Here is a 9,708-nt window from a genome sequence, read left to right on the forward strand (position 1 = left end):
TTGTCCGGATCAAACCCGTGGATCACGGTACGTAGGACTCATACAGTCAACCGACGTAAACGACATCTGCACCACGAAGGGTGACTGTTGCCTTGAAACTGTCCAGAATGCCCGCGCTGATCGCCGCCGCCGCTATCGCTCCGACCGTCCTGCTCGCCTCACCGGCGTTCGCGGATTCCGCCGCGCCGGCCCGGTCCGCCCACAGCTCTCCCGTCCAGCGTCCGACCGAGAAGCCTGCGGACAAGGACCAGCAGGCCGAGAACGACCGCCTCGAGATCCTGCGCATCATCAGTGCCGCGGAGCCGGGTTCCGTCGTGAGCGACGACGGCAATGCAGCCATCGCCGGCGGCCCGGCGGCGATGCGCGCCTTCCTGGAGAAGGGGCAGTACGAAGCGCAGGACAAGGACAACAAAATCCTCATCTCTCGGATCATCGACGAGGGCGGACGCAAGGTCAGGGAGATGGGTCTTGCCGCGCTGAAGGGCACGCCCGACGACCGCGTCACGTTCCTCAAGACCGGCCAGTACACAGCCCGGGACTCCGACAACTCTGTCCTCATCGCGCAAATCATGGACCAAGGCGGACGCAAGGTCAGGGAGATGGGTCTTGCCGCACTGATGGGCACGCCCGACGACCGCGTCGCCTTCCTCAAGACCGGCCAGTACACAGCCCGGGACTCCGACAACTCTGTCCTCATCGCCCAAATCATGGACACGGGAGGCCCTCACGTCAGAGCTGCGGGCATTGCCGCACTGGAGGGCACGCCCGAGGACCGCGCGGCGTTCATCAAGACCGGCCAGTACATAGCCCACACCAAGGACAAGGGGCCGCGAGCCTGACGCTCCAGCCGCTTGGCGCAGCGCTGGAGCGCTCAGCAAGGACGCTCACGGCCAGGCCCTGACCTTCACCCCGACCGCGTGGGCGGATTTCCTCACTGGCGTCAAGGCCATTGCGTAGGGTTCATGCCCCTTGCCGAGACTCGCAGATGAGATCCTCCCCCCATCCGCTCAAGAACAAGGTCAAGGTCGGACTCGATCTCTTGGCCCGACGTCAGGTGAACATGGGAACCCACGCCTACACCTTCCTGGGCAAGAGTCACCAAGTGACGTGCCAGGGAGGTCAATCCGGCCTGGTTGGCCTTGATGACGACCTCCGCCTCGTCGGCCCTCACCTCGATCTCAAAACCGTCGTCCCAGACGAAACGCAACCCTTCACCGACCCGCCGTTCCGGAATGTCGATCACGCGATCCATCGTTGCTGCTCCTCCTGGAACCTTCGGTTCGACCCGCCCGGCGACGGGGCCCTCACCAACAAATGCGCCAGCTCATAAACAGCGCCCCCAGCCCGCACAGCGTGAAGCCCAGGCGGCGGTATGCCCGTACCACCGGGGCGTTGATGCTGAGGAAATCCAACCACGCTATGCAGGCGGAGAATTCGCGAGCGCGGATCAGCGCGTGTTCCACGAAGCCCCACTGAAGGGTCGTCAGTGGGGCTTCTGGCTTGGGATCCCGTTTGGCCGACGGCTCCTATCGACAAGTTTGAGCGATAACACCGTCGAGAAAAACTAGGCCGTCACGGCGCTCCATCGTCCGCGGGATCGAGAACAGCTGGGTCGACTCCCTTGAAGGTGGCTAGCAGATCGAAGAGAGCTCGAACCGCACGCTTCTCGAAAATCGCATCCAGATCACTCCAGTCCGATACAGAACCACTCCAGTCCGGCCAGATGGATCGGAGAACGAGAACCGGCCAAGTCAAGTTGTCGCCGCTTCTCATATCTGCTGCGATCCACTCGGCGAACCCGTCAAGAAGAGGGCCCTCCGTAACCTCTGAGTTAACGTCGCACCCTGAAAGGAATGCAACATATTGCGCGAACGAGCCGTCCAGAAAGAACATCGACGGCCTGAGCTTGAGGTTTCTCAGAAGCAGTTCGACTGGCAGCATCTCGGCCGTCATGAGTTGGGCCTCCAGGTGAGGCCACCGCTATCTGGATTTGGCGTCAGAGTCCCTGGAGTCAGCTTAAGGATCTCATTTGCATCGTCGCCAGGAATCTTCGGGTCTGCAAAGTTCTTCATATAGTCCTCGATTGATTCCCCGCCTCTGCCGGTCCAGGCGTCAAATGCCCTTCCATCCTTGATGACAACATAATGCTGAGGCCAGTTGGTCTCGACACCACGGTACACGTATGGTCGGGCGCCATGGAATCGACCAGCGACTTGGTAGATGTCACCGCCCCCGAGCATTTTCTGAATATCGAGAGCACACTGATCACAGTCAGCGACGCCGTTAATTGCCGACTTCGTGCGAGGCGTCCAGTTGCCACCGAGGTCTGGCCCGCAATTACTGTTGTGGACCAAGACCGGCGTGGTGCCTGCCAGCACATAGTACGTGTGCAGACCGTCAACGGTCAGGTTGTGGGTCCTGGCGGTCTTCGCGAAGGGTCGGTTGCCTTCGATTTTGACGGCGCTTCCGTCGACAGTCCTGAGGGTCATTCCGGGACGAAGCTTGGCAGCCTCGACCCAATCTCGCTCCGACGGAGACCAGAAGGGGTGCTCATGAGTGGCCGTGAGCCTCTCCGCGCCTTGCGGAGTCGCTATGGTCAGCTCGTTGAAGAGCTTGTCATGCTCGGTGACGATGAGATCGGTCACCTTGCGCTGACCCGTCTCGCCGCTGACGGGATCCGTGGCAGTCACCAGATCGCCGACCCTGACGGACTCGATATTCTTTGTCGAGTTGTCTGCCATGAGCACCTTGGTGCCGGCGAGAAAGCACTTAAGGCACTTCTCGGCTCTTTTCCCTACCCACGACATCCTGATCGCGCCTTCGACTCCCTTCTCGGTCCATCCCGCGAGCCTGTCGGTGGGCAGAGCCAGGAAGATGGACACGGCACATTTGCCTGCCGAGGGATCCTTTATGCAGTCCGCCGCCACATCGTCCACTCCCCATACGAAGGCAGCGAGCTTCAGCACGGAAAGGTCGGGCGGGTCGGTGTCCATGGTCCATTCGCCCGGTCCGCGCATGCATGCCATGCCGCTCAACTCGTTCCCGGGACGGTCAGGAGTCGTGTGGCACTTCCTCTTCTCTTTGTCCTTCCTCTCCTTCTCCTTACGCTGCTGTTCGGCCAGGCGCTGCGCTTCTGCCTGCTCGGCCTGACGCTTCTTCAGCACGTCCTTCCATGCCTGGGATGCAAGGGATTTCGCTTCGTCGGAGCTCCTACCTGCGTCCCGAGCAGAGGCGCGAGCGTCGTCTGCGGACGCAGCTGCCTCACTGGCCGATTGCCGGGCATAAGTAGCGGAGAATTCCGCCTGGGCTGCAGAAGCCGTGGCATCGTCAGCGTCACGGTCGGCTGCGTCGGCGGCGTTGCGTGCCGTGGTGGCGGATTTCGCTGCCCTGGCTGCGGAAGACTCAGCCTGGCGGGCGGACTCGGCGGCATCGGCGGCGTATCCCTTGGCCTGGTCCGCTGATTTCTGGGCCTCGTTTGCTGCCTTCTGGGCCTCGGCGGAGGCGCCCTGGGCGACGGCTGCGGCCCTGGCCGCGGTCCAGCGATTCTCCTGTGCCTTCGCCTCGATCTGGGAGCCTTGGGCGATCAGGAGCTGGAGCTGGGCAATATGGGTGGCGGCGAGTTGGTCCTTCCGGTCAGCCATGTACTGGCCAACCTGGATGAAGCTGTGCAACTGGTCTGCAGGGCCGGACAGGGCCACCTTGGCAGCAGCTTTTACTTCCGGGCCGCCGTCATTGACGAGCCTGGAGGCCAGGACCAGTTCGTCGTCATTCTGTGCTTGGTACTGACCGTTGGTGATGAAGGCGACCAGGTCTTTGGGGTCCTTGCTGGCGAGAGCGGCCTTGGACGCCGTCTTCACACCTGGCCCGCCGGCGTTGTTGATCTGGGAGACGCGGACGCTGTAGTCCGTAACCCCGGCCGTGTACTGGCCGGTGGCGTAGAAGTCCCTGATCTGCTGGTCACTGCCCCTGAGCGCCTCCTGGGCTGCGGTACGGACAGATGCGTAGGGGCTCTGGACCGACAGGTCGACGACCTGTTGGCGGATCTCGTCCTGGCTTGCCTGCTCCCAGCCGCTGCGCAGGTACTCCATGACGTCGCTGTCAGCACCGGACAGGGCCCGGGCGGCGGCCGCTTGGCCGAAAGGGCCACGCGTTTTCAGGGCCCGCAGGGCAAGGTCACGGCCCTTGGCTGCGGTCGCCTTGACATCGACACCGGGCTTGGCTGCTTCCGCGGTGAGAACCTTGGAAGTGTCGTCCAGCTTCCTGGCCTCCACCACTTGGGCCGCAGCCTCGGATGTGAACTTCTCCGCTCGTGCCTTCGCGGATTTGGCGCGTTCGATTGCGGCCGCGGTACGGGTGGCGAGGTCTTCCGCCTCGACATCCCGGGCGATCGCGAACACCTTCTTGGCGGTGGCTACTGCCTTGCTCGCCGCTTCGGCGGCCTGCCTGGCCGCTTCGGCCTGTTTGGCGGACTCTGCGGCCGCATCCTTGGCCTCGCCCGCGTGCTTGGCTGCTTCCTCGGCAGCGTCTGCAGCTTTGTTGGCGTGGTCGGCAGCCGAGTTGGCCGCGTCCCGGGCCTCCCCAGCGGCGTCGGCCGACTTGCGGGCCAGCGACTCCGCAGCGTCCGCAGCGCGGTTGGCCTCCCGTGCGTGACGACGGGTTTCCGCAGCAGCCGCCTGCGCCTCGCCCGAGTGGACACCAGCAGCGTCGGCGTACTGGTTCGCCTCGTCAGCAGCATCGGCTGCGGCATTGGCATTGACGCCGGCGCTCTGCGCCGCCCTTGCTGCGTCCCCAGCGGCCGATGACGCCTTGCGTGCCTGATCCGCAGCTGCTGCAGACTTCTTCGCGAGCCCAGCCGCCTCGCGCGCCTGCTTCGCGAAGTTCTTGGCGTCCTCCGCCTTGCCCGCGTCCTTACCTGCGGCAATGGCGGCGTTATATGCCTGAGTCGCAGCCTCGGCGGCGGCATCGGCGGCGCTCGCGGTCTGGGCAGCAGCGAGAGCTGCAACGCGAGCGGAGCGCTCGGCGGCGTCTGCAGCGCCGATTGCTTCTTGGGCCGCACTGGCAGCGGACCGTGCCGCATCCGCTGCCTGCTGGGCCTTGACAGCGGCCCTCTTGGAGTCGTCCTTGGCCGCCTGGGTTTCCTTGGCCGCCTTCTGCGCGGACTCCTTGGCCAGTTGCGAGGCCGTCACCGCGCGAGCGGACGCCTTCTGAGAATTTTCTGTCGCCTGCTCGGCCTGCAAGCCCGCTTGCTCGGCCTGCTTGGTGAGCTCCGCGATGGAGGCGTGTTCCTGGTCGCGATTGCGGGCAGTGAACTGACCGACTTCAAGGAACTCCACCACATCGTCTGGGGTGCCCTTGAGCGCGAGCTTGCCCGCTGCCTTCACATTCGGGCCGCCCGCATTGATGATCTGCGAGGCGAGGACGTTGTTGTCCGTCTCACGCTCTTCGTACTGGCCGACATCAAGGAACTTGGCGACATCGGCCGGGGTGCCGTTCAGGGCCGCCTTGCCCGCCTCTTTGACCCCGTACCCCCCGTAGTAGATGACACGGGAGGCTTCGACACGCTGGTCGTCCTCGAGCGGAGCCTTCCAGCCATCCTTCAAGAACGTGCGAAGGTCCTCCGGAGTACCTTCCAGGGCCTTTCTGGCTGCCTGTCGGACCGCCAGCCCGCCCACGTTGAAGACGCGGCTGACATCGATGGCGTCATCGTCGTTCTGGATCTCGTCCCTGGCGGCGAGGAACTTCTTGATGTCCTCGTCCGAGCCCAGCAGCGCCTCCTCGGCCGCCCTCTTGAATGCCAGGGCCACCGGTTGTCCATAGGTTGACCACCAGCCCGCGATCCCACTGGCTCCGCCATTGCGAGTCGTCCGGACCGTCGGCCGCAGCTGCCGGGGAGCCGCCAAGGAGGCCGACAACGAGCGTCGCAGGGAGCAACGTCGCGCATACCCCGCGCAACCCGAATAACCGCCCTGCTCTCCTCTGTCTGCTTCTGGGGTTCTGCAGCGCTCCACCAACGGAACGCAATCGCCGTCTCATTCAGGCCATCTCTCTACTCGGCCCGGACCGCGGCAAGCCGCACTCCGGGATCAGGTGGTGCGACTACACACGGTCGGCAGTGCCGAGAGCAGGCGTGATTCCAGAGCGTGACGTGCTGCACCCATCGCCCCGAAATGCCGTAACCACCCGTGACACGGCTCTAACTGAGGGTGTGTTTGCGAGCATCATACATATGCTTTACTGGCGGACATCCTGGGGCGTCACGCCAGCCCCACCCTCTTGAGCCGGAAGGCGAACGTGGCAATACCTCGCGCCCGAAAAGCCCTAGTTACCACCACTGTCGCGACGATCGCTCTGCTTGCAGGGTTCACCACCTCGTCAGTGGCTCAGACGACCGCTCCGCAGAGCGCGCCAGCAAAGGTCGCCGTCGCGGCCGGCGACGATGAGATGCCGTTCGGCGTCGAGAAGTTCGAGTACCCCGAGGCTGCGAAGATCCTCAATGAGCGAGGCATCAAGCTGTTCAAGGGCGATGGGCACATCTCACTCACCGACTGTGCGGCCACCCATGACATCAAGGTCAGATCCCGCACCGGCCAGAAGGAGTTCTGCTTCGCGGTCAAGGGCAAGCAGGGCTACCTCTCCCTTGAGCTTGCCGATGCCTACGCCATCGTGACCGAGGACCACCCCGTCGAGGCCAAGGTCACCCTGGACGGCAAGGAGTCGACCGTCAGCGCGCCCAAGAACGACTACACGGCGTTCGGCGAAGCAGGCGACACTCGCAAGCAGGCTGTCCTGCTGGAGCTCCGCGTCACCGGATGACGGGCGGATACCGCCTGCGGCACCTCATCGGGCGTGGTGGAAACCCACGATGACCGCGTGCCGCCGTACCGAATCCGAATTACCGCTTCCACTTCTTCCGCTCGGCCCATCCAGTGGCCGAGCCATGCCTCACCATCAAGGAATAACCACATGTCTGGCAGACGTCCACGCACAGCGTGGCTCACAGGACTGCTCTTAACTGCCGTTACGGCGAGCACACTGACGGCCGCCCCCGCGCATGCCGTCGTGGGTCAGAGCGTCAACGACTCGTTCGCCTTCACGGCCAAGCTCGACATCGGCAGCCAGATCGACGGCCAGCGCAGTTGCTCGGCCGCGCTCGTGGCGCCGCAGTGGCTGGTCACCGCCGCGAGTTGCTTCGCCGACAACCCCGCTCAGAGCCTCAAGGTCCCGGCCGGCGCGCCCAAGCTGAAGACCACGGCCACCATCGGTCGCTCCGACCTGACCCGGGAGACCGGCAGCGTGGCGGACGTCGTGGAGCTCGTCCCCCGCGACGACCGTGACCTGGTGATGGCCAAGCTGGCCGCGCCGGTCGCCGGTGTCGCTCCCGCGAGCCTCGGTTTCAACGCCCCGGTCAACGGCGAGGACCTGTGGGTCACGGGATACGGGCGCACCAAGGACGAATGGGTTCCTGACCGTCTGCACTACGCGAAGTTCACCGTGGGCGCCGTGAAGGACGCCACGGTCGGTCTCGTCGGCAAGTCCGACGGCGCGGCGGTCTGCCAGGGCGACACCGGCGGCCCCGCTTTCCGGAACATGAACGGTCGCTTTGAGCTGGTCGGCATCAACAGCCGCTCCTGGCAGGGCGGTTGCTTCGGCGCCGACGAGAAGGAAACCCGTACCGGAGCCATCGACACCCGCGTCGACGACATCGCCGGCTGGATTCAGCAGACCAGCTCTCGCGACCTCCTCCGCGGGAAGGCGTGGAAGGACGCACAGCACGTCGTCCCGGGCTACTTCACCGGCGGCTCTCCCGGCGGAAGCCGGCACATGGATCTGTTTGTGACCTGGAAGGACGGCTCGGCCAGCATCTTCCAGGGCGCCGACCGCAACGACCCGGATTACCCCTTCTCCGCCGAGTACAAGGTCGGCGGAGGCGGCTGGCAGTACGCCGTCTCCATCGCGGGCGGCAACTTCACCGGCAGTGGTACCGACGGCCTGGTCGTCCGCTGGCGCAACGGAGAGGTGACGTGGTTCTCCCACGTCGGCCTGAGCGGGTTCAGCAAGGAAGAACAGCTCAGGCCCGCCAACGACACCTGGGTGAAGTACGCCAAGCTGATCACGGTCGGCAGGTACACCGCCAACTCCCTGCGCGACGACCTGCTCGTCGTCTGGGTCGACGGCTCCATCTCGCTCTTCTCCGACCTCGGCACCAACGGGCTCAAGCAGGAGAAGCAGCTCCAGAAGGCGATGCAGGCCGGGACCTACATCGAGCAGATCAGCTCCGGAGAGTTCACCGGCAAGGGGACCGCCGATCTTCTGATCCGCTGGGTCAACGGCTCGGCCAGCGTCTTCCCCGGGGTCAACTCCGACCCGGCCAAGGCGTTCCGCGACGAGATCCAGATCCGCGGTGAGAAGTCCGCCTGGCAGAACACCCTGTCGGTGACGGCCGGTGCCTTCGCTGCCAACGCTCGGCCCAACGACGTGCTCGTCCGGTGGTCCGACGGCAATCTCAGCCTGTACCCCGCCGTGGACGCGGCCGGTACCCATGGCGAGAAGGACCTCCTCAAGCAGCCCTGATCGGCAGCAAAGGTGCGGGGCTCGTCGCGATCGGATCGCGGCGTGCCCCGCCGGTCCGTGATGCCGAAGCGTCGGTGGCCCATGGGGCTGCCTCAGAAAATCTGTGACAGAAAGCCATTGTCTTGAAGAGAAGTCCTCATGCCCGGAGCGCTGCATGGCGCTCCGGCAGGCGGCGCGTGCTGTGGCAGGCGACGCGATCACGTACGTCGACGGGACTCGTGACCCGCACACTGACCTTGGCCGTGACGGCCGGAATGTTGGCTGTCGGTGTCCTCTCCGACGGCGCGCAGTCCGCGTCCGCCCGCGGGGACCAGGAATCCGCGAGTAGCGGTCAGCAGCCGGCTCCTGTGGTCGCACCGGCAGTCGTAGCCAAGAACTGGAAGGTGCCGCGGCTCGCGGTGATGCCCCTGGGCGACTCGATCACCCATGGCGCCGGTAGCTCGAATGGGTCCGGCTACCGTGCCGAACTATGGAACCGGTTGGTCCCCCACACGGACAATCTCGATTTCGTGGGTACTCAACGGAACGGCAAGCTGCCCGACCCCGATCACGAAGGTCACTGGGGCTGGAAGATCGGTGGGCTGTCCGACAACATCGGCAAATGGCTGTCGGCAGCGAAGCCGAATGTGGTGCTGCTGCACATAGGCACCAACGACATGCACGACAACTACCAGGTGGACACGGCTCCTCACCGGCTCGGCGAGCTCATAGACAAGATCACGAAGGCCGCTCCCGACATGACGGTGCTGGTCTCTTCGCTGGTCCCCTCGTCGGACGCCGGTACCCAGAGACGCATCGAGCAATTCAACTCCGTGGTGCCGCAATTGGTGGCAGATCGGCGGAGCAAGGGCTTCCACGTGGGATACGTGGACATGGGTGCGGTCACCACACGAGACCTCTCCGACGATCTGCATCCCAAGGACAGCGGTTACGTCAAGATGGCGGACGCCTTCTACGGCGGCCTCGAGCGTGCGGCCGCCGACGGCTGGGTCCGGCAACACGTGGACATCAAGTCCAAACCTCTTCTTGGCGATTACCGAGTCGACATCAACGGCGACGGCAAAGCCGACTACCTCGTCCTCCAGGACAACGGCGTCGTCAACGCCTGGATCAACAACGGCGGCACCGGACACGGCG

9 protein-coding genes are annotated in these 9,708 nt (G+C 64.6%); 5 read left to right on the top strand and 4 right to left on the bottom strand.

Translation table 11 applies throughout. From position 1 onward, the window contains the following. Positions 1-107 precede the first annotated feature (107 nt). Complete coding sequence (locus ACH427_RS03760) at positions 108-839, top strand: ALF repeat-containing protein (RefSeq protein ID WP_398867731.1); 732 nt, start codon at positions 108-110, stop codon at positions 837-839. A 58-nt stretch (positions 840-897) separates the two neighbouring features. Continuing rightward, positions 898-957, top strand: a complete 60-nt coding sequence (locus ACH427_RS03765; RefSeq protein WP_398867957.1) for a DUF397 domain-containing protein — start codon at positions 898-900, stop codon at positions 955-957. On the opposite strand, the gene ACH427_RS03770 is transcribed toward ACH427_RS03765, so the two are convergent. The 4 genes from ACH427_RS03770 to ACH427_RS03785 form a co-directional block, all read right to left on the bottom strand. Further along, a complete protein-coding gene (locus ACH427_RS03770) occupies positions 941-1,252 on the bottom strand; it encodes a hypothetical protein (protein ID WP_398867732.1) in 312 nt (103 codons plus the stop codon). The two genes, ACH427_RS03765 and ACH427_RS03770, sit on opposite strands and share 17 nt — an antisense overlap. Before the next feature lie 52 nt (positions 1,253-1,304). After that, the gene (locus ACH427_RS03775; RefSeq protein WP_398867733.1) at positions 1,305-1,463 is read right to left on the bottom strand and encodes a hypothetical protein; all 159 of its coding nucleotides are present in this window, start codon (positions 1,461-1,463) and stop codon (positions 1,305-1,307) included. Positions 1,464-1,572: 109 nt separating this feature from the next. Beyond that, positions 1,573-1,953 carry a hypothetical protein gene (locus ACH427_RS03780; protein ID WP_398867734.1) on the bottom strand — a complete coding sequence of 127 codons (381 nt, stop codon included), beginning with the start codon at positions 1,951-1,953 and terminating at the stop codon, positions 1,573-1,575. Continuing rightward, complete coding sequence (locus ACH427_RS03785; protein ID WP_398867735.1) at positions 1,950-5,804, bottom strand: polymorphic toxin-type HINT domain-containing protein; 3,855 nt, start codon at positions 5,802-5,804, stop codon at positions 1,950-1,952. The genes ACH427_RS03780 and ACH427_RS03785 overlap by 4 nt, the downstream gene beginning before the upstream one ends. A gap of 571 nt (positions 5,805-6,375) precedes the next feature. Here ACH427_RS03785 and ACH427_RS03790 point away from each other — a divergent pair. The 3 genes from ACH427_RS03790 to ACH427_RS03800 all read left to right on the top strand — a co-directional run. Continuing rightward, positions 6,376-6,813 carry a hypothetical protein gene (locus ACH427_RS03790; RefSeq protein WP_398867736.1) on the top strand — a complete coding sequence of 146 codons (438 nt, stop codon included), beginning with the start codon at positions 6,376-6,378 and terminating at the stop codon, positions 6,811-6,813. A 246-nt stretch (positions 6,814-7,059) separates the two neighbouring features. Continuing rightward, entirely contained in the window at positions 7,060-8,571 is a 1,512-nt protein-coding gene (locus ACH427_RS03795) for a S1 family peptidase (RefSeq protein WP_398867737.1), read from the top strand. A gap of 218 nt (positions 8,572-8,789) precedes the next feature. Further along, the coding region (locus ACH427_RS03800; protein ID WP_398867738.1) for an SGNH/GDSL hydrolase family protein at positions 8,790-9,708 on the top strand (919 nt) is incomplete at its 3' end.

The organism is Streptomyces sp. NPDC020379 (genome assembly GCF_044387105.1).
Classification (GTDB): Bacteria; Actinomycetota; Actinomycetes; order Streptomycetales; family Streptomycetaceae; genus Streptomyces.

Bases quoted from the DNA above. Each gene is read 5' to 3' on its own strand.
- ACH427_RS03760 (WP_398867731.1), top strand. From the start codon at position 108: ATGCCCGCGCTGATCGCCGCCGCCGCTATCGCTCCGACCGTCCTGCTC.
- ACH427_RS03770 (WP_398867732.1), bottom strand. From the start codon at position 1,252: ATGGATCGCGTGATCGACATTCCGGAACGGCGGGTCGGTGAAGGGTTG.
- ACH427_RS03780 (WP_398867734.1), bottom strand. From the start codon at position 1,953: ATGACGGCCGAGATGCTGCCAGTCGAACTGCTTCTGAGAAACCTCAAG.